At 63.3% G+C, this 24,068-nt stretch carries 25 protein-coding genes; 11 read left to right on the forward strand and 14 right to left on the reverse strand.

The window, feature by feature from the left end:
* Window positions 1-58: 58 nt before the first annotated feature.
* From ACODNH_RS17100 to ACODNH_RS17110, 3 genes are read left to right on the forward strand one after another with little or no spacing between them, the layout of a single operon-like run.
* Window positions 59-1,000 carry a rhomboid family intramembrane serine protease gene (locus ACODNH_RS17100; protein ID WP_434530638.1) on the forward strand — a complete coding sequence of 314 codons (942 nt, stop codon included), beginning with the start codon at window positions 59-61 and terminating at the stop codon, window positions 998-1,000.
* A 2-nt stretch (window positions 1,001-1,002) separates the two neighbouring features.
* Window positions 1,003-1,812 carry an endonuclease V gene (locus ACODNH_RS17105; protein WP_434530639.1) on the forward strand — a complete coding sequence of 270 codons (810 nt, stop codon included), beginning with the start codon at window positions 1,003-1,005 and terminating at the stop codon, window positions 1,810-1,812.
* A 55-nt stretch (window positions 1,813-1,867) separates the two neighbouring features.
* Entirely contained in the window at window positions 1,868-2,692 is an 825-nt protein-coding gene (locus tag ACODNH_RS17110) for an SDR family oxidoreductase (RefSeq protein ID WP_434530640.1), read from the forward strand.
* Window positions 2,693-2,709: 17 nt separating this feature from the next.
* Here the strand turns inward: ACODNH_RS17110 and ACODNH_RS17115 are convergent, their stop codons facing one another.
* The 6 genes from ACODNH_RS17115 to mct all read right to left on the reverse strand — a co-directional run bounded on the left by ACODNH_RS17115 (window position 2,710) and on the right by mct (window position 9,140).
* Window positions 2,710-3,798, reverse strand: a complete 1,089-nt coding sequence (locus ACODNH_RS17115) for an ArsA family ATPase (protein WP_434530641.1) — start codon at window positions 3,796-3,798, stop codon at window positions 2,710-2,712.
* Window positions 3,799-3,849: 51 nt separating this feature from the next.
* Window positions 3,850-4,011, reverse strand: a complete 162-nt coding sequence (locus ACODNH_RS17120) for a DUF7563 family protein (RefSeq protein WP_004516852.1) — start codon at window positions 4,009-4,011, stop codon at window positions 3,850-3,852.
* A gap of 73 nt (window positions 4,012-4,084) precedes the next feature.
* Window positions 4,085-6,535, reverse strand: a complete 2,451-nt coding sequence (locus ACODNH_RS17125; protein ID WP_306706342.1) for an ATP-dependent DNA helicase — start codon at window positions 6,533-6,535, stop codon at window positions 4,085-4,087.
* Between the two features lie 140 nt (window positions 6,536-6,675).
* Complete coding sequence (locus ACODNH_RS17130) at window positions 6,676-7,236, reverse strand: TATA-box-binding protein (RefSeq protein ID WP_004516850.1); 561 nt, start codon at window positions 7,234-7,236, stop codon at window positions 6,676-6,678.
* A 202-nt stretch (window positions 7,237-7,438) separates the two neighbouring features.
* On the reverse strand, window positions 7,439-7,879 hold the full coding sequence (locus ACODNH_RS17135) for a TRAM domain-containing protein (RefSeq protein WP_306706345.1): 441 nt from the start codon (window positions 7,877-7,879) through the stop codon (window positions 7,439-7,441).
* 70 nt (window positions 7,880-7,949) lie between these two features.
* On the reverse strand, window positions 7,950-9,140 hold the full coding sequence (mct, locus tag ACODNH_RS17140) for a succinyl-CoA:mesaconate CoA-transferase (protein WP_434530642.1): 1,191 nt from the start codon (window positions 9,138-9,140) through the stop codon (window positions 7,950-7,952).
* 121 nt (window positions 9,141-9,261) lie between these two features.
* Here mct and glmS point away from each other — a divergent pair, with 121 nt between their 5' ends.
* From glmS to citE, 5 genes are read left to right on the forward strand one after another with little or no spacing between them, the layout of a single operon-like run.
* A complete protein-coding gene (gene glmS / locus ACODNH_RS17145) occupies window positions 9,262-9,702 on the forward strand; it encodes a methylaspartate mutase subunit S (protein WP_004592954.1) in 441 nt (146 codons plus the stop codon).
* 2 nt (window positions 9,703-9,704) lie between these two features.
* Window positions 9,705-11,168: a methylaspartate mutase subunit E gene (locus tag ACODNH_RS17150; protein WP_421642328.1), complete on the forward strand. Its 1,464-nt coding sequence runs from the start codon at window positions 9,705-9,707 to the stop codon at window positions 11,166-11,168.
* Complete coding sequence (locus ACODNH_RS17155) at window positions 11,158-12,426, forward strand: methylaspartate ammonia-lyase (protein ID WP_434531449.1); 1,269 nt, start codon at window positions 11,158-11,160, stop codon at window positions 12,424-12,426. The genes ACODNH_RS17150 and ACODNH_RS17155 overlap by 11 nt, the downstream gene beginning before the upstream one ends.
* Complete coding sequence (gene mch / locus ACODNH_RS17160) at window positions 12,419-13,495, forward strand: 2-methylfumaryl-CoA hydratase (RefSeq protein ID WP_434530643.1); 1,077 nt, start codon at window positions 12,419-12,421, stop codon at window positions 13,493-13,495. The genes ACODNH_RS17155 and mch overlap by 8 nt, the downstream gene beginning before the upstream one ends.
* A complete protein-coding gene (gene citE / locus ACODNH_RS17165; RefSeq protein WP_434530644.1) occupies window positions 13,492-14,532 on the forward strand; it encodes an L-malyl-CoA/beta-methylmalyl-CoA lyase in 1,041 nt (346 codons plus the stop codon). The genes mch and citE overlap by 4 nt, the downstream gene beginning before the upstream one ends.
* A gap of 15 nt (window positions 14,533-14,547) precedes the next feature.
* On the opposite strand, the gene ACODNH_RS17170 is transcribed toward citE, so the two are convergent.
* Together ACODNH_RS17170 and ACODNH_RS17175 are read right to left on the reverse strand one after the other, a co-directional pair.
* A complete protein-coding gene (locus tag ACODNH_RS17170; RefSeq protein ID WP_434530645.1) occupies window positions 14,548-15,666 on the reverse strand; it encodes a pyridoxal phosphate-dependent aminotransferase in 1,119 nt (372 codons plus the stop codon).
* Between the two features lie 38 nt (window positions 15,667-15,704).
* A complete protein-coding gene (locus ACODNH_RS17175) occupies window positions 15,705-15,848 on the reverse strand; it encodes a hypothetical protein (RefSeq protein ID WP_170095974.1) in 144 nt (47 codons plus the stop codon).
* Window positions 15,849-15,926: 78 nt separating this feature from the next.
* On the opposite strand from ACODNH_RS17175, the gene ACODNH_RS17180 reads away from it, so the two are divergent.
* Window positions 15,927-16,436 (forward strand): CinA family protein, encoded by a 510-nt coding sequence (locus ACODNH_RS17180; RefSeq protein WP_434530646.1) that lies wholly within the window; start codon window positions 15,927-15,929, stop codon window positions 16,434-16,436.
* A 36-nt stretch (window positions 16,437-16,472) separates the two neighbouring features.
* Window positions 16,473-16,979, forward strand: a complete 507-nt coding sequence (locus tag ACODNH_RS17185) for a metal-dependent hydrolase (protein WP_306706362.1) — start codon at window positions 16,473-16,475, stop codon at window positions 16,977-16,979.
* Here ACODNH_RS17185 and ACODNH_RS17190 read toward each other — a convergent pair.
* A complete protein-coding gene (locus ACODNH_RS17190; protein WP_434530647.1) occupies window positions 16,976-17,737 on the reverse strand; it encodes a PHP-associated domain-containing protein in 762 nt (253 codons plus the stop codon). The two genes, ACODNH_RS17185 and ACODNH_RS17190, sit on opposite strands and share 4 nt — an antisense overlap.
* A 115-nt stretch (window positions 17,738-17,852) precedes the next feature.
* On the opposite strand from ACODNH_RS17190, the gene ACODNH_RS17195 reads away from it, so the two are divergent.
* Window positions 17,853-18,152, forward strand: coding sequence for a DUF7565 family protein (locus tag ACODNH_RS17195; protein WP_058996139.1), 300 nt, complete (start codon window positions 17,853-17,855; stop codon window positions 18,150-18,152).
* A gap of 131 nt (window positions 18,153-18,283) precedes the next feature.
* Here the strand turns inward: ACODNH_RS17195 and ACODNH_RS17200 are convergent, their stop codons facing one another.
* The 5 genes from ACODNH_RS17200 to ftsZ form a co-directional block, all read right to left on the reverse strand.
* A complete protein-coding gene (locus ACODNH_RS17200) occupies window positions 18,284-18,721 on the reverse strand; it encodes a transcription elongation factor Spt5 (RefSeq protein ID WP_004516836.1) in 438 nt (145 codons plus the stop codon).
* A 4-nt stretch (window positions 18,722-18,725) separates the two neighbouring features.
* On the reverse strand, window positions 18,726-18,905 hold the full coding sequence (locus tag ACODNH_RS17205) for a protein translocase SEC61 complex subunit gamma (RefSeq protein WP_004592944.1): 180 nt from the start codon (window positions 18,903-18,905) through the stop codon (window positions 18,726-18,728).
* A 150-nt stretch (window positions 18,906-19,055) separates the two neighbouring features.
* Complete coding sequence (locus tag ACODNH_RS17210; protein WP_306706367.1) at window positions 19,056-21,509, reverse strand: methyl-accepting chemotaxis protein; 2,454 nt, start codon at window positions 21,507-21,509, stop codon at window positions 19,056-19,058.
* Window positions 21,506-22,744 carry an ABC transporter substrate-binding protein gene (locus ACODNH_RS17215; protein WP_434530648.1) on the reverse strand — a complete coding sequence of 413 codons (1,239 nt, stop codon included), beginning with the start codon at window positions 22,742-22,744 and terminating at the stop codon, window positions 21,506-21,508. Before ACODNH_RS17215 ends, ACODNH_RS17210 begins: the two co-directional genes overlap by 4 nt.
* 127 nt (window positions 22,745-22,871) lie before the next feature.
* Window positions 22,872-24,032, reverse strand: coding sequence for a cell division protein FtsZ (ftsZ, locus tag ACODNH_RS17220; protein ID WP_004592941.1), 1,161 nt, complete (start codon window positions 24,030-24,032; stop codon window positions 22,872-22,874).
* Between the last annotated feature and the right edge of the window lie 36 nt (window positions 24,033-24,068).

Below are 24,068 nucleotides of genomic sequence, written 5' to 3' on the forward strand. Positions count from 1 at the left end.
AGTGACTGGCCCAGCATAAGCACAATCCCTTTCCACCGCCCACTCCTACCGTAGTACAATGTCGGAGTGCGATGCCTGTGGAAAGCAGGAGAACATGCCGTACCAGTGTGGGCACTGTGGGGGAACCTACTGTGCAGAACACCGGCTTCCCGAGGCTCACGATTGCCCCGGACTGGACAACTGGAGCGATCCGGGCGGCGTGTTCGACAGCGGGTTCGACGAGAGTGTAAACACTGGCCAGACCTCCGAGGGCGGCATCACCGACCGGCTCGGTATCAACACCGGGCCGGGCGGGCCGTTGGCGTACTTCCGGGGGAACGTCACGTACCTGTTCCTGGCCATTATGGGTATCTTCTTTATCCTCGAAAACATCGTCCGCCTTTCCCTCGGACCAGAGGCGTTCAACACGCTGTTTGTCCTCCGCCCGAGCCACCCCGAGTACGTCTGGACATGGGTCACGTCGGTGTTCTCACACGACCCCAGCGGGTTCTATCACATCTTCGGGAACGGGATTATCATCTACTTCTTCGGCCGGATCGTCGAGCAGCAGATCGGATCGAAGAAGTTCGCGATCTTCTTCCTCGTATCCGGTGCGCTGGCGGGCCTCGGCCAGATCGCAATCCAGGCAGTGCAGGGAACGTCCGCTGGTGTCCTTGGAGCCAGCGGCGCGGCGCTGGCAATCATGGCGTTTCTGACCGTCCTGAAACCTGACCTGCGCGTCTACCTGTACTTCCTGATTCCCGTCCCGATCTGGGCAATCACCGGCTTCTACTTCCTGTTGAGCATCTTCGGGTCGCTCAATCCGATGGGAGCCGGCCTGCTCGGTGGCAACATCGCGCACCTCGCCCACCTCATCGGCCTCATCATCGGGCTCTGGTACGGCCAGAAAATCAAGGGACAGACCCGGATGCCCGGCCAGATACAGTTCGGCGGTGGTGGCGGCCCCGGTGGACCGGGCGGTCCCGGCGGTCCCGGCGGTCCGGGCCGGCGACGTCCGTGACGATGCACCCGGTTCGCCCCGAGTTCGTCCCTGACCCGTCGCTCTCGAAGGCTGAGATGGAGGAGTTGCAACGCGACATCGCCGAGGTTGCGCGGTTTGAGGACGACATGAACATTGTGCCCGAGACGATTACACATACAGGAGACGCACCAGACGTCGACCAGACGACACTGAGCACCAGCGCCGATGATCCAACGGACCCGCCCCTCATCGCTGGCGTCGACCAGGCGTTCGTCGATGACAAGGCCGTCTCGGCCGTTGTCGTGCTACAGAACGGCGAGGTCATCGAGCGAGTCAGTGCCGTGAAGCGAACCGAGATTCCGTACATTCCCGGTCTGCTGTCGTTCCGCGAAGGCGGCGCAATCCTAGCCGCGTTCGCGGAGTTAGAGACCGACCCCGACGTGGTACTCGTCGACGGCAGCGGCCGCATCCACTTCCGGGAAGCCGGGCTGGCGACACACATCGGCGTCACACTGGACGTGCCGACCATCGGCGTTGCCAAGAGTCTCCTCTGTGGTACGCCGGAGCGGTCCCTCGACGAGACGTATCCAGAAGGAACGCGGATTCCGATTGCAGCCAACGACAGCGTCGAGACTTGCCCCGACGGGACAGTCATTGGCCACGCACTCCAGACGCGCCAGTACGACTCACCGAATCGGCACATCAATCCGCTCATCGTCAGCCCCGGCCATCGCGTCAGCGCACGCACGGCTGCGGATACCGTCGACGCCACCGCTGACGGCTACAAACTCCCCGAGCCGACCCGGCTGGCCGACAGCTACGCCGACGAGGCGAAGGCAACCGTCGAGTAGCTCGGTCGGATAACCGACAGTATAACTTCCCGGGGTGTGTTCTCCCGGCCAACACATGGCGAAGACGGTGCTGATTACGGGGGCGTCCTCGGGTATCGGGCGGGCGAGTGCCGAGGCGTTCCTGGCCGACGACTGGACTGTCTGGGCGACCGCCCGCGAGGAATCGGACATCGAAGATCTCGAAGATGCAGGCTGTAAAACCGCTGAACTTGACGTGACAAACCCACGGGAGTGCGAGCGGGTCGTCGAGGCGCTTATCGACTCCGAAGGGCGACTCGACTGCCTGGTAAACAACGCCGGCTATGCGCAGTTCGGCGCGGTCGAGGATGTGTCGACGGCGGCGCTACACGAGCAGTTCGACGTGAACCTCTACGGCCCGCACCGACTCATCCGCGAGGCGCTCCCGCATATGCGTGCCCGGGAGAACGGGACCATCGTCAACGTCTCCAGCGTCGCGGGCCGTATCGCGTTCCCGAATCAGGGTGGCTACGCCGCCTCGAAGTTCGCGTTGGAGGGACTCAGTGACGCGCTCCGGATGGAGGTCGAGGAGTTCGGCATCGATGTGGTGCTCGTCGAACCTGGGCCGGTTGAGACCAACTTCGACAACCGCGCCGACGAAGAACTCGACAACCTCGATACGTCCGGCGCGTACGACTGGCTGTATCAGGCCCACGAGGACTCGAATCTCGTCGGTATTCAGGACGCGCTCTCTGTCACGCCCGGGACGGTTGCGCTGACGATCCGCGACGCTGCCAACGCCAGCGACCCCGAACCGCGGTATCCAGTCGGACAGGGCGCACAGCTACTTCTCATGCTCGATTACCTGCCAGCGCAGTGGCGCGATGCAGCGTTCGGCGTCATCCGGAAGCTGACAAGCTAATCACCGCCCCACTCAGTTCAGTCCAGACAGGCCGCCACAACCGAAAGCAGTCGCTCGCCGCGCACTTCTTCGGCGAACAGCGGCACACGGCGTACGTCATGGCCGCGGAACATGTCCTGTGACCGGGCCAGCGCGTCTTGCTGGACTTGCCAGCGCCGCGCGCAGAACTCACAGTCGGCGTGGTTTGGGCCGGCGATGTCCACGTCCTCGCCGAGCACCTCGCTCGGGTCCTGCATCACCCGGTTGACGACGACGGTGCTGACTGGGATGTTGAATTCACCGAGTTGTGCGAGCAAGCGTTCAGACTCGACGACAGAGAGTTCCTCGGGCACCATGACGATGCGGAAGTCCGTCTTTTGTGGGTCCTGCAGGATCGACCGCAGATGCTCGATCCGATCCGACAGCTCCTGCAAGTCCTCAATGCTAGCCTCGGCGTCGACGTCCTGATCGTCACCGAACATGCCGGTAAGGTTGTCCATCATCCCCGAAAACCGCTCGCGGAGTTGCAGTATCTTCCCGACCATCGAGTCCATCGTCTCGGGGAGTTCCAGCAACCGGAGTGTATGGCCGGTCGGGGCGGTGTCGATGACGACGCGGTCGAAACGGTCGTCGTCGACGTAATCCAGCAGCAGGCGGAGCGCCGCGGCCTCGTCGGCTCCGGGCATCGACCCGCCAAGGAGCCCCTCCTCGCCGCCGATCGGGTCTTCGGCCTGGCCTGCGCCCGCTGCACCGCCTGCACCCCCGCCAAACATCCCGTCGCCGCCAAGAAGTTCGCCCACGCCGCCCAGTGCGTCATCCTCGACACCGAGCGGTCCCTCGCCGACGGCGGCCTCCGGGTCGATTTCCGCGGCATACAGCGGGATGTCCTCGCGGATGCGTGTCGGCGTTGCCGGAATATCCGCTTCCAGTGTGTCCGACAGCGAGTGGGCAGGGTCCGTGGAGACGACGAGCGTTGCTGTGTCGTCTCGCGCGGAGGCCAGCGCGGTGGCTGCAGCACACGTCGTCTTGCCGACGCCGCCTTTCCCGCCGTAGAGGACGTACTCCGCCGCATCGATTCCCGCGGGTGCGTCGATGTCATCGACCGCTTCGACGTCGAGTTCGCTCATGCCAGAAGCTACGCTTGTCTGGCCTTGAGTACTTCCCGAAAAGGAGTTGTCCTACTGTCTCGAGGACCGCGCTTCACGGACATCCGCGCCGTCCCGGAGTTTGTCCTCACAGTTCGGACAGACCCGGGGGCCATGGCCTTCAACGGCTTCTGGTGTAAAAACCCGTACGTACTGCTCGGTTACGAATTCACCGCAGTTCTGACACTCGGGCATCTATAGGTACACTCGTTCCACGATGTATATGCCTTCCGCTGGCAACGAAATATTCCGGTTAATCGACACGGCGTTACTGGTGGTGGTCGGCCCAGAATGAATCCAGTTGGCTCGCGAGGAAATCCGGCGTCATCCGGGTGAACTCCTCGCGTTCGCCGGCAGGCAGGTACGGAGACACTGAATGCCGCGCGTCCGGCGTATACCGCCGGCCGACCAGCGCCCGCACGCCGACCTCGTCAACGCCGCGGATGACGCGGCCGATGGCCTGGCGCGCGCGCCGCACAGCCGGAACTGTCAGGGCGTACTCGAAGGCACTATCCTCGCCGAAGGCGTCACCGTATGCCCGCTGAACGCCCCGGACACGGGGTGAACCGATATTCACCAGCGGGATACCGACGACCGCGCAGGTCGATAGCTTCTCGCCGTCGTAATCGACGCCTTCGGTTAGCGTCCCGCGCGTTGACGTGACCATGACTTTCCCGTCGCCACTGAAGAACTCGCGTTTCAGCCGTTCAGTCTCCTCGTTGCTCGATGATTCGTCCACGAGGACCGACTTCTCGACGGCCTCCTGCAGGTATGCGCCGGCCCAGCGCGCCTCTCGGTAGTTCGGCATCGCTACCATGACGTTGCCCGGAGAACGAGCTAGCGCGCGCAACGCCTGTGCGTACTCGTCGCGCGTCGGGTTCCAGTTGTCACCGAGCGGCCGCATCGTCCCAGGGTCGCCGCGGTTGCGCGCGGTAAACGGCGTCGCGTCGACGAGGTACGACGCCCGGTTCTCAGGCGGGAACGGCAGGTCGTAGGTCGTCGACCGGACCGGTCGTCCGTCGCCGGATTGCTCGTCGGGGGCCGTCGAGCCCGTCTCGGCCATCGAGTCCAGTCCCGACACGCGGGTGAACACGTCCAGCGGCTCCAGCGTCGCGCTCATCAGGATACCGCCCCCGAGGTCGTCGAAGACGTTCCGCAGGGCCGTCGCGGGCATACAGTTGTAACACAGCAGGCCCGGCGTGTAGACGGCCTGGTAGTCGGAATCGAGGCTCTGTCCGTGGTTCGGTGAGTGCTCCAGTTCGATCTCCCGGAGGAAGGTCGCGTGGTCGCGCTCCCACCACTGCCCGGCCAGCACGCCGACAGCGGCGCACACCGGCTGGCGGGTCAGCCCGAGCTGGTCGATTGCGTCCTCAACGGCGGCCCCGACCTTCGACAGCGAGCGCCAGAGCGACCCATCGTAGCCCTTGCGCTCGGCCCACTCGGTCAGTTCGTCCTGCTCAACCGTGTCGGGGTCCCGAAGCGGGATTTCGCGGTCGTGCTCGGGGAGGGTTGACGGGTCCGCGCGCCAGCCCTCGTGTTCGGCGTCGAGGAAGGACTCGATGCGGTTGTCGAGCCACCGGACGAGGTCGTCGTAGAACTTCCGGGCCTGGTCAACTGCGTCCAGCGGGACTTCGCGGGCCGACAGGACCTCGCGGACCTGCGCCTTGTGGTCGGCGCTCTGCTGGGCGCGCTGGATCAGTGTCGTGCAGTCGTTGCGCGCTTGTACGATACTCTGACGGCCCAGGCGGTCCGACAGAAGGTCACGCACGCGCTCCTCGAGTCGGTGGGCCTCGTCCACGATGACGAGCGTCTGGTTGTCGAGCACGTCCGACAGCAGCGGGCGAGAGCCCGGGTCGAACAGGTGGTTGTAGTTCCCGACGATAACATCAGCCTCGTCCAGCATCACGCTCATTACCCGATGCGGGCAGGTCCCGCGCTCCGTCGCCGCCGGGAGGTAGCCGTCCATCGTCACCACGTGCTCCTCTCCAGCCGAGAAGTCGACGGGCGAACCTTTGTTGCGGGCGTACCAGTCCGCCTCGAACGGACAGTACAGCGGCGGGTCTGACCCCTCTGCCATCGATTCCGGAGCTGTTGGCTGGGCCTGCCGGTACGGCGAGGCCGCGCCGGCTGTCTGAAGTGTGTCGTCGCCAAGGGTCGATTGCTCGACCGCGTCAGGGCGCGCGGCCGCGGCGAGGTCCTGCCCTTTCCGCGGGTCCCACCACTGGTCGTCGTCTGCCTCACCGGCGATTTCGGCGTCCGCGACGGCCGCGCCGTCCGAACGCCCGTCGTCCTCGACTAACCGCGCCGTCGCCTCCCTGAGGTCCTCACAGCGGTCGTGTGTCCCTACGTCGTCCGGGAACTGTCCCTCGCGACCGTACGGACAGAGGTCGCGCTTGCCGACCAGCGAGATGCCGTCGAACGGCTCGTCGATACCGGCGTTGAGCGCTCGCAGGTCATCGACGAACTGCTGGAGTTGCTGTTTGACCGGCGTGACGACGACCATTCGCTCATACAGATCCGTATCACGGACCAGCGTCGCGCCGGCGGTGAGCGCAGCCATCGTCTTGCCCGTCCCGCATGGGCCTTCCATCGCGAGAAAACCGCGTGCCTTGCCCGCCTCGATGGCTCGTTCGACGGCGTCGGCCTGATTCTCGTAGGGCTCGTCGAAGCCGAAATACGCGCGCCAGGACTCTGTGCCCGTCGAGGCGGAGTCTCCCATCGAAACGGGGTTAGTCGTCCCGGTATTTGAACCGCGGGGTTCCCGTCCGTCGCAATCGCTCTGTGCGCGTAGCGTTGGGACCGCAGTGAACCGAAAAACGGGCTGTGACTGGTCGCCGCCCAGTCACTGGCTCTGAGCCGTTAGTCCAGCAGGCCGAGGTCGCTCAGCCGCTCGACGATGGTGTCGACAGCTTCTTCGGCGTCCTCTTTACGCTTGCCGCCGGTGACAACGAGCTTCCCCGAACCGAATAGCAGCGCGACTACGTCGGGTTCGTCGAGTCGGTAGACGAGGCCCGGGAACTGCTCCGGTTCGTACTCGATGTTCTCGAGCCCGAGGCCGATGGCGATGGCGTTGAGGTTGAGCGAGCTCCCGAGGTCAGCGGAACTGACGATGTTCTGGACGACTATTTCGGGGTCGTCGTCGACTTGGATGTTCAGGTCACGGAGCTTGTCGAAGACGATGCGCAGACTCTGGTGGACATCGTCTGTCGATTTCGCACCCGTGCAGACGATCTTGCCCGACCGGAAGATGAGCGCGGCGGATTTGGGGTCCTGTGTCCGATAGACAAGGCCCGGGAACTGCTCGGGGTCGTAGTCGGCTCCCTCGAGGTCCATTGCGACGCTCTCAAGGTCGAGTTCTTGTCCGATACCGGTCGAAGCAACGACATTTTCGATGTCAATGCTCTCTTTTGGGTCGACCATATAGTGTTTTAAATACCGGATTTAAATCATATAAACGTTTGTGATGCTGTGATTACTAGTCGTTCTTCGACCTCTACCACGTCCGACAGATTCCATTCAAGTAGGTGTCTGTCGCTGAGCGACCCGCTATGACCGTTGATCCCGGACCTAGAAGGACTGCCAGCCCGGCAGCAGCTAGGCCGCTGAAAACGCGACTGTACTGCTATACTGTCCGACTGTCGTTGTCGACGACGCTCGCGAACGCGACGTTTTCCTGTACGGTCTCGATCTCGACGGTTGGCGAGTCGCCCGGTTCGCCGTCGGGGACGATGACGACGTATCCGCGTTCGACCTTGGCGATACCATCGCCCTGATCGCCGAGCGATTCGATAGTCACGTTTCGGATTTCGCCCTCGTCGACTGGCGGTTGCGGGACACCGGTGTCAGCCCGCTCCGACTCAGTATTCTGTTTGGGCATCTGCGGCTGGGCTGTTACCGACGTGCTGGCGTCGACCTGCGAGAGCAGACCTACGCGGTAGGTCTCGCCCTGCGAGACCGCGCCATGTGATACTTCACTTTTCGGAATTTCAACAATATATCGGTCCCCGTCGGTCTCTATTTGCGCACTGAACAATGTACTGAGTGCATCTGGAACTTCGACCATAGCCTATTCTACGGCTCATGATAGATAATGGTCCTGCCCTGATGTGGTGAAAATTGCCGGCAGTTGCCGATTAGTCGTCGCTTTCGACCCGATTGGTCCCCGTGTCGACTCCAGCCTCATCAAGTAGTTCTGCCCTGTGCTCGTCTAGCAGCGGTGCACGACCACCGGGCGAGGGCATCGTCTCGGTCATTTTTATCGGACTACCGGCGATGGTCATCCGGTCATCCGCGCCCGGTTGGTCCACCTCGGCGAGCATCTCACGGTCGCGGACGTGCGGGTCATCGAAGATATCGGCGGTGTTCTGGACCGGCGCGGCCGGCACGCGCCCTTCGAGCAGGTCAAGGAGCGTGTCGGAGTCGATGGTGGTGGTCCAGTCGGCAATTTCGTGGTGCAGGGACTCGCGGTTCGCGATCCGGCTGCCGGTGTCGGGGTACTCCGCGGCGAGATCCGGGCGCTCCATCGCCTCACACAGTGCCTCCCAGTGGCCGTCGGCAAACGCCGCGATGACGACGTGACCGTCGGCAGCTTCGAAGGAGTCGTAGGGGAACAGCGTCGGATGGGAGTTCCCCTGTCGGGTCGGCGGTTCGCCGTCACAGGAGTACTGGTACACCGTTCGCTCACACAGCGACACCATCGAATCGTACATCGCCGTATCGACGTACTGCCCCTCACCAGTCCGCTCACGATGATGCACGGCTGCGAGGATGCCGACGGCGTTCAGCACGGCGGTGAAAAGGTCGCCGACGCCGGGGCCGACCTTCGTTGGGGGACCATCCGACTGGCCGGTAATTTCCATGACCCCACCCAGCGCCTGTGCAATGAGGTCGAAGGAAGGCTGGCCCTGTCGGTGGGTTTCACCCGTTCGCGGGTCGCCAAAGCCCCGGATGGACGAGTAGATGAGGTCCGGATTGTGTTCTCGCAACGTTTCGTAGCCGCAGTCGAACTTCTCCATCGTGCCGGCCTTGAAGTTCTCGACCACGACGTCTGCGCGCTCGACGAGCGAAAGGAACGCCTCACGGTCCTCATCGGTCCCTAGGTCGAGTTCGAGCGAGCGTTTCCCACGGTTAACGCTCTGGAAGTAGCCACCGTAGGCTTCTTCGTCGCCGTCGCTCACGAACGGCGGGTTCGACCTGATGAGGTCGCCGCCGGGGCGTTCGACCTTTACCACGTCCGCGCCCATGTCTGCGAGCAACATCGTACAGTACGGTCCAGCGAGGACCTGTGTCAGGTCGAGCACACGCAAGTCGTCAAGCGCACCCATGCAAAAACCACAACGGGGCGGCCGCATAAACCTTCTTGAACGTCCGTTATAAATTCCTTAAGGCCATATTATCATGAAAGACCATTAGGTTTATCACTACCCGCCAACGACGGGGTAGTACATGCCCCGGACCGTTATCCTCGGCGTGATTGGCTCCGACGCGCACGTCGTCGGCATCACGATTCTAGAGCAGGCGCTCTCGGCCGCTGGCTTCGAGGTCATCAACCTCGGTGTCCAGACCGCACAGGACGAGTTCGTCTCCGCCGCGAAATCTCATGACGCCGAGGCAGTACTGGTATCCTCGCTGTACGGGCACGCCCGCCAGGACTGCGAGGGGCTGCACGACGAGCTCGACGACGCTGGGCTCGACGTGCTCACATACGTCGGTGGGAACCTTGCCGTCGGACAGTCCGACTTCGAGGAGACGCAGGCAACCTTCCGGCAGATGGGTTTCGACCGCGTCTTCGACGCGGAAACGGACCCGGAGGAGGCAATCGAAATGCTCCGCGAAGACCTGCAACTGACGACAACAGAGGCGGAGCAGATCAGGGTTGACGGGTGACTATGCCAACTGACGAGCGACTCAGCGACGACCAGCTACAGCGCATCGCAAACGATCTCAGAGACAACTGGCACACGGGCCGCGAAGTCGACTTCGAGGAGGCCATCGCCTTCCACGAGTCGCTGCCGGCCTCGAAGCAGTTCGCCACCGTGCTGGAGTCGGCTGACCAGCCGCTCCTCCAGCCGCGAGCGGGCGTTCCCTGCCTCGAAGAACAGATCGACCTGCTCCGGTATCTACAGGACGAGGGCGGTGCGGATCTCCTGCCGACGACCATCGACTCGTACACGCGTGACAACGAGTACGAAAAGGCCGAAGAGGGACTGGCCGCCTCCCGCGGCAGCGACGAGAACGAACTGAACGGCTTCCCCGCGGTGAACCACGGTGTCGAAGACTGCCGGCGACTCATCCGGGCGCTGGATGCCCCAGTGGAGGTCCGCCACGGAACGCCCGACGCCCGGCTACTGGCGATGGTCACGCTCGCTGGCGGCTTCCAGAGCTTCGAGGGCGGGCCGATTTCATACAATATTCCGTATACGAAACGGCACGACCTCGCGACGACTATCGAACACTGGCAGTTCGTGGACCGGCTCTGTGGGGCTTACACCGAGCGTGGGGTGACGATTAACCGCGAGCCCTTCGGTCCGCTGACCGGCACGCTCGTCCCGCCAAGCATCGCCATCGCGGTGATGCTTGTCGAGGGCGAACTCGCCGCAACACAGGGTGTTCGGTCGCTGACGCTGGGGTACGGACAGGTCGGAAACCTCGTGCAGGACGTGGCGGCGCTGCGGGCGTTGCGGAAGCTCGGCAACGAGTATCTCCGCGATGAGGTGACCGTCACGACCGTCTTCCACGAGTGGATGGGGGGCTTCCCGCCCGACGAGGCCCGGGCAAACGGCGTCATCAGCCTCGGCGGTGCGACGGCGGCCGTCGCCCAGCCGGACAAAGTCATCACGAAGTCCGCCCAGGAGTTCCAGGGCGTGCCGACGAAGGAGGCCAACGCGGCCGGACTGCGAACGACGAGACAGCTTATCGACATGATGATCGAACAGGATATCGACCTCGGGGGTATCGACGAGGAACAGGCGCTCATTGAACGGGAGACACGGGCGCTGATGGACGCTATCTACGAGGCCGGCGACGGCGACGTTGCACAGGGCGTTATCAACGCCTTCGACAGCGGCGCGCTGGACGTGCCCTTTGCGCCCAGCGACGCCGCCAAGGGCGCGGTGCTGCCGGCCAGAGACGACGATGGCCGGGTCCGCATCTTCGAGTTCGCGGATCTCGCGCTTCCGGACGATATTAAGGAGATTCACGCCGCGCGACTCGGCGAGCGAGCCGAGACTGAGGGCCGCGACCAGTCGTTCCGGATGGTCGCCGACGACGTGGATGCCATCAGCGATGGGAAGCTCATTGGGCGACCGGCCGGCGACAACAGCCCCGCGGGGGGTGCAAGCGATGCGGATTGAGGACGTTCGAACCGTTCCCGGTCTCTCCGGGTTCTTCTTCGACGACCAGCAGGCCATCAAGGACGGGGCGACCCAGACCGGGTTCGCCTACGACGGCCAGCCGGTCACGGAGGGATTCGACCGCATCCGCGAGGCCGGCGAGGCGCTCATCGTGGAAATCGAACTCGCCGACGGCTCCATCGCGACCGGCGACTGCGCCGCGGTTCAGTACTCCGGGGCCGGCGGCCGCGACCCGCTGTTCCGGGCCGAGAAGTACCGCCCGGTCGTCGAGGGCCCCGTCGCCGACGCGCTCCGCGGGCAGGACGCGACGCAGTTCGGGGCCAACGCGACGATGCTGGAGGAGATGAGCGCCCAGCGCTCGGGCGGCGACCAGCTCCACACCGCGGTCCGCTACGGCGTGTCGCAGGCACTGCTGAACGCCGCTGCGCAAGCGAAGGGCGTGACGCCGACGGACGTGCTCACAGACACCTACGACACCGACCCAGCGACCTCGCCGGTTCCGGTGTTCGGGCAATCGGGCGACGAGCGCCGTATCAACGCCGAGAAGATGCTCATCAAGGGCGTGCCGGTCCTGCCCCACGGCCTGTTCAACAGCGTCGAAAAGGTCGGCGAGAACGGCGAAGGACTACGTGACTACCTCGCCTGGCTCTCGGACCGGGCGACTGCGCTCGGGCCGGAGCCGTACTCGCCGCGCTTCCACGTCGACGTGTACGGTATCCTCGGGAAGGTGTTCGGCCCGCCGTACGACCGGACCGAAGTGACCGATTACTTCGAGACGCTTCGGGAGGCCGCCGCGCCGTACCCCCTTCAGGTCGAGGGGCCGATGGACGCTGGCGGCCGGCAGGCACAGATAACCGAGATGGCCGAACTCCGCGAGGGACTGGCCGACGCGGGCGTCGACGTGGACATCGTTGCCGACGAATGGTGCAACACCTTCGAGGATGTGCAGGCGTTTGTCGACGCAGAAGCGGCCGACCTCGTCCAGATCAAGACACCGGACCTGGGCGGCATCCAGCGTTCAGCCGAAGCGGTGCTGTACTGCGACGGCACGGACACCCGCGCCTACGTCGGCGGGACCTGCAACGAGACCGTGACATCCGCGCGAGCCTGTGCCCACGTCGCGCTGGCGACTGACGCCGCGCAAGTGCTCGCGAAACCAGGCATGGGCTTCGACGAGGGGTTCATGGTCGTCACAAACGAGATGCGGCGGGCGCTTGCCAGACGAGACGCCACACAGGAGGTGCCGGCTGATGACTGACTGGACTGACCCCAACGCGCTTGATCTCTCGGACAGCGAGACGTTCGACTCGCTTCTGGACCAGGCTAACACTCGAGAGAAGGGCCACTTCTTCGAGTTCTTCGCTGAGGGCGACGAACTCGTTCACGACCCCGGCCTCCGACTCACCCACCACGGCAGCGAGCAGTGGATGGGCCAGACGCTCAACCACGACCCGGCGTACTGGAGGGCCGACACCGCCCGCGAACGCGGCTTCGACGAGCGCCCGGTCCACCCGGACTACCTGCTGGCGTGTGTGATGGGCATCACCGTTGAGGACCTCTCGGAGAAGGGTGGCTACTTCCTCGGCCGCGACGACGTGACGTTCCATCAGCCGGTGACAGCCGGGACGCCGCTATCGGTCACTTCGACTGTCGTCGACACCACGACATCGTCCTCCAGACCCCAATACGGCATCGTCACCTGGGAGACGGAGGGCCGGGACCGCGAGACCGGTGAGACGCTGGTCACCTACCAGCGAACGAACATGATACCGCGCCGTGAGCCGACAGCCACTGACGGCGGTGCCGTCGGGGAACAGGACGAGAGCGGGCCGACGCTTCCTGACACCCTGATCTCGCCCGACGGGGAGCGCTTCGAGAGCTTCCAGACGGCACTCGACCGTGCCGACGCGGAGAACGCCGCTGTCGCCTACCGCCACGAGCGCGGGCGGACGATGGACGACCAGCTCGTCGCCGGCCTGCCGCTGGCGACGCTCAATACCGCTCGCCAGCACCACAACCGCGACGAGATGGCCGACTCGCCGTCGGGCGACATCGTCGCGTATGGTGACGTAACACGCTCGATTGCGCTGGCCCACGCCCGCTCCGATGAGGCGACCTACCGCGAGCGTCGCTTCGCCGACGAGCGGTTCCACGACTTCGTCACGCTGGGCGACACTATCTACGGCTTCACTCGCGTCCTCAACTGTGACCCCGACGCCGGACCGGAGCGGGCCGGCGCGGTCACGTTCGAGCACGTCGCGTTCAACCAGGACCAGACCCCGGTCTACTCGGGCCGGCGAACCGCACTCATTCAGCGAGATACATGACACGACTCTGTCGCACATTCCAGACCGCACCGGCCGCGATACCAAACGACAACAGCGCGAAGTTCCTCATCTCGGGACTCACCAGCGATGGGTTTCAGGCCCCCGACTGGCTTGTCCCCGACATCGAGGACGGCACCGCGCCGTCGATGAAAGACGAGGCCGTCGACAACATCGTTGAGCACATCCCGGCCCACGCCGACGAGTTCGCCGGGGACATCCTCCCGCGGGTCGAATGGGCCTACGACGACGCCGACGCCCGCGAGCGCGGCATCGAGCAGGTGACTCGCCTGGCCGAGGAGGTCGGCGAGGAACTCGATGGCTTCGTCTTCCCGAAAACCGGCCGCCTAGACGACGTGCGTGACGCCGCGGGGGTTGTCGCTGACGCGGAGCGAGACGCCGGGCTTGCGGAAGGAACGCTGGAGATGGCGATTATTCTGGAGACGGCCCCCGGCCGCTCGGACCTTCGTGAGATCTGCCAGTACGCAACAGACTCCCGGCTCTCCGGGCTCGTGTTCGGGCCGGTCGACTACACGGCGGAACTCGGCGGTCGCACGCTCGACGGCGAGCGGCCCCGCTGGGACGGCCTGCTCGAAGCGCTCTCAAACGAGACGAGCGCGGCCGATATCGTCGCCATCGGCGGCCCCTTCGACCAGTTGTTCCACGAGCGCGCCGGCGTCACCTACTACAACGCCGAGGGGTACGCCGATCAGGTAGAGTACGAGGCGACTATCGGCATTGACGGCTCGTGGTCACTGCACCCCAAGCAGACCGAACAGGCGAATCGCATCCACATGCCGACAGTGGAAGAGATGGAGCGGGACCTCCACAAGATCGAGTCGTTCAACGAGGCCAAACGCGAGGGCACCGGCGCGGTCGTCGTTGACGGCCAGATGGTCGACGAAGCGACCTACAAGAACTTCGCCAACACCGTCAAGACTGTCCGAGCCATCGACGAGACACATCCTGCCCAGACCGAGGCGTACTACGATGACGACTTGCTGGCACGGGCGAGAGACGTGGAACTGATCTTCGGCTAAGCCAGCAACAGCTTTTTACTCGAAATAGTTCGCCAGCCGTTCGGCTGCCTCGTCGACCCGAGCGGTCACCAGCGCGAACCGTATCCAATCGCTACGGGACTCGCCGAAGGCCTCGCCGGGCATCCCGGCGACGCCGGCCTCGTCGATGAGTTCGTACACGTTCTCGAACGACCCAGGGAAGTCGGGGAACCGCGCCATCACGTAGAAGCCGCCGTCGGGGCGGTTGTACTCGGCACCGGCCGCAGCCAGTGCGGCACAGAAGTCGTCGACGCGATCTTCCAGTCGTCGTCGGCAGGCGGCGTAGTAGTCTGGACTCGTCGTCTTCAGCGCCCGCAGGACGGCGTACTGGGCCGGCCGGCTCCCGGTGACGTTCGTGAGCATGTGCTGAGTGCGAGCGCGTTCAAGCAGTGTCCCAGTAGGCCCTTCCTCCGGCGGGAAAATTGCATAGCCGACCCTGAACCCAGTTATCGCCATCGTTTTCGAGAAGGAGTTGGTGGCGACAACGTGATCGGAGTCGGCGTGCAGCGCTGAACTGAACCGACCTGCGTAGTCGAAATGGTCGTACACCTCGTCGCTGAGCAACAGGGCATCGTACTCCTCAGCGATGGCTGCAAACTCGGCCATCGCGTCGGCGTCGTACACTGCGCCGGTGGGGTTGTTCGGCGAGTTGACGACGATGACGGCCGTCTCCTCGCTCGCGGCCGCCCGAACGTCCGCGGGGGCCAGTCGGTTGTGCTTGTCGACCGGGACGAAGGAAATGTCCGCGCCGATGAAGTTCGCCCGGCCGGCGTAGTAGGGGTAGACGGGGTCCGTCAGGAGGATTTCGTTGCCGTTGAAATGGTGGAGTCCGCCGGTCATCGCGAGGTGGTTCGCCTCGCCAGCGCCGTTCGTGATGAGTACGCGGTTCCGGTCCACGCCGCGCCGAGCGGCGATTTCATCGCGGAGCGGCGTCAGCCCAACGCTGGGCGGATACTGGTAGTCGTCGGCCAGGGCCTCAGCATAGTCTCTGAGTCCGTCCCGAAGCCCCTCGGGCGGGTCCCAGTCGGGATTGCCCGACACCATGTCCACCACGTCCCGGTCGGCCCGGGCTGCGTACTGCATGACCCGGAAGAACTGGGGTTCCGTGTAGTCCATATTCCCACTCCGACCGCCGGCCCCGTCTGCTTTTCTGTCTACTGGCGGATATACAGCGTCAGTCCGCCGAGGACGAGCAACAACAACCCCCAGAGGAGGTCCGACCCCGGCAGAACCCAGAGGAACAGCGTTACGAGGCCCGACGTAACGAGTGACCAGCCAAGCGTCGTCTGATAGCTCATACATACAGTTGTGTCTCCAAGCTGAAATATATCGGCCTGTCCTGAACGTTTATTCGCCTGTCACGACAACTACGGCCAATGGCAGACGACACTGCGGACCCAGTCGAGAAGCGCGTCGGCAAGCGTCTCCGAGAAGCTGCTGCCACGGTTGCCACCGCGGAGTCCTGTACCGGCGGCCTTGTCGGCTCGAAAATAACCGATATACCCGGGTCGAGCGACTACTTCGATCGCTCGCTGGTCACCTACTCCTACGAGGCCAAGCGAGAACTGCTGGCCGTTTCGCGGGAATCGCTGGACGACCACGGCGCGGTCTCCGAGCCGGTCGCTATCGAAATGGCTCGGGGCGTTCGCGATACCGCCCGGACCGACTGGGGCGTCGCCACGACCGGCGTCGCTGGGCCGAGCGGCGGCTCGCCGGAGACGCCCGTCGGGACGGTGTACATCGCCGTTGCCGAGGCTGCCCCGTGGGGAACCAACGAGTCTGGCGTGACAGTGTCCCGCTACGAGTTCGACGGCACTCGTCGCGAGGTTAAGTCGGCCATCGCGACACAGGCGCTCCAAGACCTGGAAACCGCCTTACAGGAGTAGTAAGCTCTTTCAGTTGGGACACGGACGGTCAGGTAGATGAACAAACGTGGGCACGTCCTGAACGCCGTCCTCCTGAGCATCGGACTGGGGTACGTTCTCGACCCCTCGGGCGACGTAACGACCTTTGCGACAATCGCGGAGGTGTTCCTTCCCATCGTTCTGGGCGCACTGTTTCCCGATGTCGACACCGCCTTTGGCAAGCACCGCAAGACCCTGCACAATATCCCCGTCCTCATCATATTCTTGGCCCATCCGCTGTATCACGGCGGCAATCTCCAGTGGGTGTGGCTCGGCGTCCTTACGCACTACGTGCTTGACTACTTCGGGTCTCGCCGAGGCATTGCGCTGTTTTACCCGTTCTCGGACACAGAGTACGGCTCGCCGACGGGCGTGACAACGTCAAGCGATCGCGCCGAAGCTGTTACCGTCGTGATTACCGCCTTCGAACTGCTCGCGGTTGCCCTGCTCGTCCACGTGCTCCCACAGTATCTGCCGCCAACGGTCAGGACCTTCGTCGTCGAGAACAGCGCGTTTCTGGTTTAGTACACTTTCACGTCGTTGAATCGACCGTCGTACGCGACGTGATCAGGGTGTGTCGGCTCGGTCCCTCGTAACATCAGTCGGTCGAACTTGCCCCACGTGTTTTCTAGCCCCAGATGCGCCCACTCGGCCGCCCGTCGGAGGTCGTGTGAGGGACCATCGCGATGGAACAGCGACCGCTCCACATTGTTTTGCAGCGCCGCACTGAGCGCTGCCACGCTCTCGAACGCCTCGGTGAACGTTACGTACGCCTCGCCAACGGTGCCGCGAACGTGGGCATACGACGAGGCGAACGGCTCGTGGCCGGTTTCCGACGTGAACGACTGCGCGCGGTCTCGATGGTGGGATAGCTGCTTGGGGTTGTACACCTCTAGCGCGTCGATGATGTCGTCGTACGCTTCGATGTCGTCCAGTCCAAGACTGACATTGAGAAAGCCGGGATGCGGGACGAGCACGGCCGCGTCCTGGCGGTCCAGTTCTCGCATCGCGCCATCGAAGGTAATGAAATCCGGAACAGGCTTTTCGAGGCCGATCGCCAGCACGTGCCGGCGCTGTTGCCAGGTGCCAGTAAATATCTCTCTGGCTGGAAACACAGTCAGCTCTTCGTCAGAAAACGCCTCTGCTTGCCGCCGTATCTCCGACAGCCGCGTGAAATGCGGCGCATACACCAGCGCGTCGAGGCCACGTGCCTTCGCGCGCTCGACAACCCCGTCATCGAGCACTTTCACGTGGAGATCAACGGCGTACCCCTCGGGTTGCACGGTCAACGCTAACTCCGTACTGCCATTAGGGGTTTCCGTTTTGGCAATCTGAGGGACAGACTTCTGACAGATGGCAGCCAACGTTTTTAACCCCGCGTCGCCTGCGACTGAGCAAATGCCACGCTGGGAGTGCGACATCAAAGGGGACGAGAGACAGTTCGACCGCGTTGAAGAGCTTATTATCCACCAGTCAGTCGAACACGACCGTATCGAGTGCAAGGTCTGTGGTGCCGTCGTCCCCGACGGCTACTTCGCTATCAAGCACGCGTTCGACGAACACTCCCGCGCGGAGTACGTTCGCGCCTACGACGCCTCCGCCGCCGAGGTCCGCCGCCGTGAACAGATCAAGGAGTCCGTCGAGGCCGCCGCGAACATGAGCGAGGTCATCGACCGACTGGAAGGCGGCGAAGCATAGCGACTGCCGGTGTTTTACCACGGTACTTGACCTTGCTCAGCAGTAACTGTCAACTAACTTGAAACCGCTAATTGACCGCTCTCTTGCGGATCGCTCCGCTCCCACTTCGAATTAAACGAGGAGCGCTTCGTCTACCGCTCTTCGGAGTCGAGAACGCGGATCTGGTCACCACGCACGGTAACCGGAATCGGGACCGTCGCCTCGTACAGTTCGACGGTGACCTGATCCTTGCCTTCGTCGATACGCTGGACCTGCGCCTTCTCGCCCTTGAACGGGCCGGCGATGAGTTCGACGATATCGCCCTCCGCGATGCCTTCCACGTCTGGTTTCGGCGAGAGGAAGTGCTCGACTTCCGCCATCGAGGATTCCCCTTGCACGACACCGTTGGCGTGGGGAATCTCGTCGAGAATACGGTCGAACACGTTGTGATCGTCCGCTTCGACCATGACGTAGCTCGTGAGCGAGTCCGGCGCGAGCGCGGCGTGGATCTCGTCTTCTTCTCGGGAGATAATCATGTCTGCGACGGTGCGCTCTTGACTGGCCGTGGTTTTGACTGCGTAGATCCCCATCAGTTTACACCGGCTTGCTGCCAGGGATGAAGGTCATCACGGCGAAGATGATGAACCCGAGCAGTCCGACCAGCGCGATGCCCGCGCCGGCGATTTTCGCGATCTGGGAGAACTCCTCCCACGACGGCGTACTCGCCAGTTTGAGTACGCGGATGTAGGAGGTGAGATCGTATGGAACGTCCATAGCGGGTCGTACCCACTGGTGGCTTTTCTATATTGTGGTGCGCGGCGACGAGTCCGCACCCCTCACAGAGTGCGCTGGGTATAGCCTCCGATAAAAAATCAGCCGACAGAACGGATCGATAATCGGAACGGGCGTTCTGAACCCGTTCAGTCAGTCGTCGGTCAGCGCGGTTCCGTCCGACCCGTGTGACCCCAGTTCACTACTGCCATCGGCATCGCTGGTTTCGAACTGGTCGATGAGATCCTTGAGGTCGGTCGCCTGACTGGAGAGCGACTGTATCTTCTCGGTGACCTCCGTGATCGACGCCGTCTGTTCCTCGGCGGACGCGGCAACGTTCTCGGCCTCGGCAGATGTCTCCTCGCTGATCGAGCCGACTTCCTCGGACATCGAGACGACCTCTTCCATCGAGGCCGCCTGCTCGTCGGTCGCGTCGCTGATAGCCTGCACGCCGTCGTTGGCTTCGTTGACCTGCTGGACGATACTGGTCAGCGCATCGGTCGCGTTTTCGACCGTCTCTTTGCCGGCATCGACGCTCTCGCCCATGTCTCGCATGTCCTCGACGGTGGAGTCCGTCCGGGACCGGATATCGCCGATCATCGACTCGATATCGGTCGTTGCTTCCTGCGTCTCCTCGGCGAGCGTCTTGATTTCGCGGGCCACGACAGCGAACCCTTCGCCCGCCTCACCAGCTCGCGCGGCTTCGATGTTCGCGTTGAGCGCGAGCATGTTCGTCTGTTCCGCGATTTCGTCGATGAGCGTCGTGACCTCGCCGATGCGCTCCATCTCCTCCGCAAGGGACTCCACCTGTTCGATTGCCTCGGTGGACTTCCGTTCGAGCGCCTCGATTTCGGCGGCGGCCTGCTCGGCGTATTCGCGGCCGGATTCGCCGTCGTTGACGGCCTGTTGGGACTTCGAGGCGACTTCGTCGGTGGATGAGGTGATTTCCTCAACAGTCGCCGACAGATCGGTCATCTCGTCGCTCACCTGCTGGATGTTCCGGTTTTGCTCGTCAGCGCCCTCAGCGATCTGTTGCACCGACTCGCTCACCGACTCGCTGGCCGACCGCACTTCCTGTGCGCTCGCGGAAATCGTCTCTGTCGAGCTGTCGACAGTGCCGGCGAACCCTTCGATGCGGTTGACCGTCCGTTCGAGTTCCGCGATCATCTCGTTGAAACTCTCCGCGATATCGACCATCGCGTCGTAGTCGCTGTCGGTGGCCATCCGCTGGGTGAGATCCCCGGCCGCCGACTTGTCCATCACGTTGCTGAACTCGGCTGCCTTCGCTTCGAGAGCAGACGCCATCGACTCCGCGTCTTCTTTCGCCGCCTCCGCCTCGTCTCTGGCGGCCTCGACGTCGGTAATCAACGTCTGGATGTCTTCGCCCATCTCTTCCAGCGCCGCGCCGAACTCCCCGGGGATGCTTTCGTCGAGCGCCGGGTCGTCGAACCGCTTTTCCGCGAGCGCGTCAGCCTGGTCAGCGGCGGTCGTCAGGTACGCCTGCATCGACGCGAATGAGTCGTACAACTGTCCCATCTCGTCGACGCGCGTAGTCTCCGGGAGGGTGCTATTGATATCACCGGCGGCGATGTCCTCGGCGCTTTCGGCCACGCGGGAGAGTGCGTTTGCGGTTCCGCGCCCGATTGTCACACCGACGACGAACAGTGCCCCGACGGCAAGCGCCACCAGGAGCGCGATATTCTGTGAGACAGCCGACTGCAGTGCGAACGCGCGGTCCTGGGGAACGTGATACAGCAACGCCCACTCAGTGCCGGTCACCGGCGTGTACGCCATCACGTACTGCCCGTCTTCCATCCCCGTTCTGGCGGAGACGGACTTGTAGCCGGTTTCGCCGTTCAGTGCCGCGTCGACACTCGTGTCGGTCGCGTCCCCGGTTGCCGCGTACTCTTCGAGAATCGAGCTTTTCCGGTTGTCGAGGATGATCTGCCCGTTTGACCCGACGACCTTCACGTCGCCGGTCGCAAACGGTGACGTGAACTCGTGGGAGCGCGCCTCAAGCGATGCCGTCAGCACAACGTATTCCTCGCTGCCGGAGACGGGCTGGACGAACGCGATAACCGATTCGTTCCCGCTCTGGTACGCTTCGGACGTGCCCGTTGGTCCTGATGAGATGACTGCCCCGCTCGCGTCGGTCCACGGGTCGTCAACGTCGCTCAGTGCGACACCGTTCAGTTCGTCGTCGGTGCTGGCGGTGACTGTGCCGTCAGCAGCGTCGACGTAATGAAGCGCCCGGACATCTCCCGGGAGCCCGATGAGCTTCTGTTCGAGCCACCGCTGGTGGTCTGTATCCGAGGTTGATTCGGACCGGTCACCGATAGACGACGCAAGGAACGACGTCGTAGATTGCTTGTTCGAGACCCAACTCGAGACGGAACTCGACTGGGACTCTGCGACACCGAGAATCTGCTCCTCGGTCTGTGACTCGACCAGCGACCCCGTGTCGAGGTGGATGGCCGCGCCGCCCAGTGCGAGCACGACGACCACACCGAGCAACAGGACGCCGAACTTCGCCGCGTACCGCCGCCGAATAACGTCAGGGAGCGCACGTTCCGTCGCCTGCATCATCCGATTCGGGAGCGAACTCATTGATTCCCTCCCGATTCGAAGAACCGTGACTGCAATAGCTCCAGCGACTCGACTGACCCATTATTGACCCGTTCGATCAGGTACGAACTCAGCGGTTCGAGGTTCGCTGTCAGGTCGACGCCACCGGATGCGCCCTGGTAATTCACTGCTCGGCCTGCGTCAGTGAGTGACCGAACACGACCGAAGTCACCGACTGAAACAGTGTGTCCAGACCCGCCGGAGACCGACTGAATGGTCTCGGCGATTGCCGGACCGCTGGCTTCACCGGCCTGTTCGGCGGCACACGCCATCAAAAACAGCGCGTCGTAGGCGTTGACCGAGTACGCTCTGGGCTGGTCGATATCCGGGAGTCGGCGGACGAGTTCGAAGTACGCCTGCGTTCGCGCAGAGGACAGTGACGCGCTGTAGAACCCATCGTAGTACGACGGGAGGTCGCCACCGAACATCCCCGCAGACAGCACCCATGGAACGTCGTACTCCGACTGGCTGTACGCATCAAGGATACCGCGCTCCTGGCCGGAGACGCTAGTGAAGCTGACGGCATCAGGGTCGTTCTGGAACACGTCCCCGATCGTGTCGCCGAACGATTCCGACGCCGGGTCGTACCGAACGTCGGCGACGATCTCAGCGTCCAGTGCCTCACGCTGTGCGTCTGCCAGTCCAGCACCGAACGAATTGTCGATACTCAGTAACGCGACGGAGTCCGCGTCGATGTACAGCGAGTCGTCGACGGCCTTCGCCATCACGACTGCTTGCGTCCCGTCGCTTGGCACCGTTCTGCCGAAGTACTTCCGCCCGTTGGCTTGGCCGGCCGTCGATAGCTGTGGGGCAGTACTGGCGGGGCTGACCTCCATGATCTCGTCGTTGGCCGCCTCCGGTGCGAGAGCGAGTGACGCGTCACTGACGAGGCCACCGACGAAGCCGATGACACCACGGTCGACAAGCGTCCGGTACTGCTCGACAGCGATTTCAGCGCTGGCTTCGGTATCGAGGGTGGTCACTTCAACGTCGGTACCGCCGATACCACCGGCCGCGTTGACGTCGCTCACTGCCTGCTCAACCATGCGCTTGCCGTGTTGCCCGAGCGGAGCGAGCGCACCACTGAGCGGAAGGAGCGCACCAAACTGCACAGTGCCCCCGTTCCCGCTCAGAGTCCCAAGGCAGCCAGACGAGAGGCCCAAGCTCCCAGCTGCGATACATTTTTTGAGAACGCCACGCCTCGAATCTGAGTACATAGACAAACAGTCTGAATTTCCGGATAAACGCTTTTCGGCGAGAATATCATTTATGATAGTAAAATGTAGGTAGAGCGGTATATAACGGTAGTTACGGAGAAACAAAGAACTGAGACGACGAGGCAGTTTAGTCGACGTAGTCGATGTCTTCGCCGAGTTGCTGTGCGGCCTTCTCCTGTTCGGCCTCACTCTGGCCGTAGATTTGTGGGCTCTCGACACCAGTGACGACGATCATCGTCTCCATCTTGCCCTCGAACTCGTTGTTGACCGACGCACCCCAGATGATACGAGCGTCAGGGTCGATACGGTCGTAGATCTCCTCGACGACACCCTCTGCTTCTTCGATGCTCATGTCGGGGCCACCGACGACGTTGACGAGCGCCGAGTTCGCGCCGTCGAACTCCACGTCCAGCAGCGGGGAGCGGAGTGCCGAGCGGATAGAGTCCTGTGCCTTATTCTCGGAGTCTGATTCGCCGAGCCCGATCATCGCGACACCGCCGTTCTCCATGATGGTCCGAACGTCGGCGAAGTCCACGTTAACGAGGCCGGGTTTGGTAATCAGTTCGGTCATGCCCTTGACCGAGCGCATCAGCACGCGGTCACAGATTTTGAACGCATCCTGCAGCGGCATCGACGGCGCGTAGTCAAGCAGGCGGTCATTCGGTACGACAATGACCGTATCGGAGACCGAACGGAGTCGTTCGAGGCCAGCGTCGGCGTTCGCACGGCGGCGCTCACCCTCCGCGGTGAAGGGAATCGTGACGATAGAAATGGTGAGTGCGCCAGCTTCCTGCGCGGCCTGTGCGACGACCGGGGCCGCGCCAGTCCCGGTTCCGCCGCCGAGGCCGGCGGTGACGAACACCATATCTGAACCGTCGATAGACTGCTGGATGTCCTCAATATCTTCCTGTGCGGCCTCCTCGCCGATTTTCGGAACGGAGCCCGCGCCGCGGCCACCGGTACGCTTGCGGCCGATGAGAATCTTGGTGTCGGCGGCCACCTCGTCGGCAAGGTGCTGTGCGTCGGTGTTTGCGGCGACGAGTTTGGCCCCGTGGATGCCCTCCTCCATCATCCGGGTGACCGTGTTCCCGCCAGCGCCACCACAGCCGACGACCGTAATCTTCGTCTCCAGATCTTTGACGACGCTTGCCAGTTCCTCGTCGGACATCGTCCCCGATGTGGACATGTCTTGGGACGGCGTCGATGTCGTTTCGTCGACGGTTCCACCAGCCGCGTCCTCCCCGTCTTGTTCTGCCTCGTCGATAGCGTCGTCAATTATCGAATCCATAATTTAAAGCGTCCTTGCAGACGAATAGTTATTAGT

The organism is Haloarcula sp. NS06 (assembly GCF_051122755.1).
GTDB lineage: Archaea > Halobacteriota > Halobacteria > Halobacteriales > Haloarculaceae > Haloarcula.

What these genes read in the sequence shown, in the direction of transcription:
- ACODNH_RS17100 (WP_434530638.1), top strand. Translation starts at nt 59, where the DNA reads ATGTCGGAGTGCGATGCCTGTGGAAAGCAGGAGAACATGCCGTACCAG.
- ACODNH_RS17105 (WP_434530639.1), top strand. Translation starts at nt 1,003, where the DNA reads ATGCACCCGGTTCGCCCCGAGTTCGTCCCTGACCCGTCGCTCTCGAAG.
- ACODNH_RS17110 (WP_434530640.1), top strand. Translation starts at nt 1,868, where the DNA reads ATGGCGAAGACGGTGCTGATTACGGGGGCGTCCTCGGGTATCGGGCGG.
- ACODNH_RS17115 (WP_434530641.1), bottom strand. Translation starts at nt 3,798, where the DNA reads ATGAGCGAACTCGACGTCGAAGCGGTCGATGACATCGACGCACCCGCG.
- ACODNH_RS17120 (WP_004516852.1), bottom strand. Translation starts at nt 4,011, where the DNA reads ATGCCCGAGTGTCAGAACTGCGGTGAATTCGTAACCGAGCAGTACGTA.
- ACODNH_RS17125 (WP_306706342.1), bottom strand. Translation starts at nt 6,535, where the DNA reads ATGGGAGACTCCGCCTCGACGGGCACAGAGTCCTGGCGCGCGTATTTC.
- ACODNH_RS17130 (WP_004516850.1), bottom strand. Translation starts at nt 7,236, where the DNA reads ATGGTCGACCCAAAAGAGAGCATTGACATCGAAAATGTCGTTGCTTCG.
- ACODNH_RS17135 (WP_306706345.1), bottom strand. Translation starts at nt 7,879, where the DNA reads ATGGTCGAAGTTCCAGATGCACTCAGTACATTGTTCAGTGCGCAAATA.
- mct (WP_434530642.1), bottom strand. Translation starts at nt 9,140, where the DNA reads ATGGGTGCGCTTGACGACTTGCGTGTGCTCGACCTGACACAGGTCCTC.
- glmS (WP_004592954.1), top strand. Translation starts at nt 9,262, where the DNA reads ATGCCCCGGACCGTTATCCTCGGCGTGATTGGCTCCGACGCGCACGTC.
- ACODNH_RS17150 (WP_421642328.1), top strand. Translation starts at nt 9,705, where the DNA reads ATGCCAACTGACGAGCGACTCAGCGACGACCAGCTACAGCGCATCGCA.
- ACODNH_RS17155 (WP_434531449.1), top strand. Translation starts at nt 11,158, where the DNA reads ATGCGGATTGAGGACGTTCGAACCGTTCCCGGTCTCTCCGGGTTCTTC.
- mch (WP_434530643.1), top strand. Translation starts at nt 12,419, where the DNA reads ATGACTGACTGGACTGACCCCAACGCGCTTGATCTCTCGGACAGCGAG.
- citE (WP_434530644.1), top strand. Translation starts at nt 13,492, where the DNA reads ATGACACGACTCTGTCGCACATTCCAGACCGCACCGGCCGCGATACCA.
- ACODNH_RS17170 (WP_434530645.1), bottom strand. Translation starts at nt 15,666, where the DNA reads ATGGACTACACGGAACCCCAGTTCTTCCGGGTCATGCAGTACGCAGCC.
- ACODNH_RS17175 (WP_170095974.1), bottom strand. Translation starts at nt 15,848, where the DNA reads ATGAGCTATCAGACGACGCTTGGCTGGTCACTCGTTACGTCGGGCCTC.
- ACODNH_RS17180 (WP_434530646.1), top strand. Translation starts at nt 15,927, where the DNA reads ATGGCAGACGACACTGCGGACCCAGTCGAGAAGCGCGTCGGCAAGCGT.
- ACODNH_RS17185 (WP_306706362.1), top strand. Translation starts at nt 16,473, where the DNA reads ATGAACAAACGTGGGCACGTCCTGAACGCCGTCCTCCTGAGCATCGGA.
- ACODNH_RS17195 (WP_058996139.1), top strand. Translation starts at nt 17,853, where the DNA reads ATGCCACGCTGGGAGTGCGACATCAAAGGGGACGAGAGACAGTTCGAC.
- ACODNH_RS17200 (WP_004516836.1), bottom strand. Translation starts at nt 18,721, where the DNA reads ATGGGGATCTACGCAGTCAAAACCACGGCCAGTCAAGAGCGCACCGTC.
- ACODNH_RS17205 (WP_004592944.1), bottom strand. Translation starts at nt 18,905, where the DNA reads ATGGACGTTCCATACGATCTCACCTCCTACATCCGCGTACTCAAACTG.
- ACODNH_RS17210 (WP_306706367.1), bottom strand. Translation starts at nt 21,509, where the DNA reads ATGAGTTCGCTCCCGAATCGGATGATGCAGGCGACGGAACGTGCGCTC.
- ACODNH_RS17215 (WP_434530648.1), bottom strand. Translation starts at nt 22,744, where the DNA reads ATGTACTCAGATTCGAGGCGTGGCGTTCTCAAAAAATGTATCGCAGCT.
- ftsZ (WP_004592941.1), bottom strand. Translation starts at nt 24,032, where the DNA reads ATGGATTCGATAATTGACGACGCTATCGACGAGGCAGAACAAGACGGG.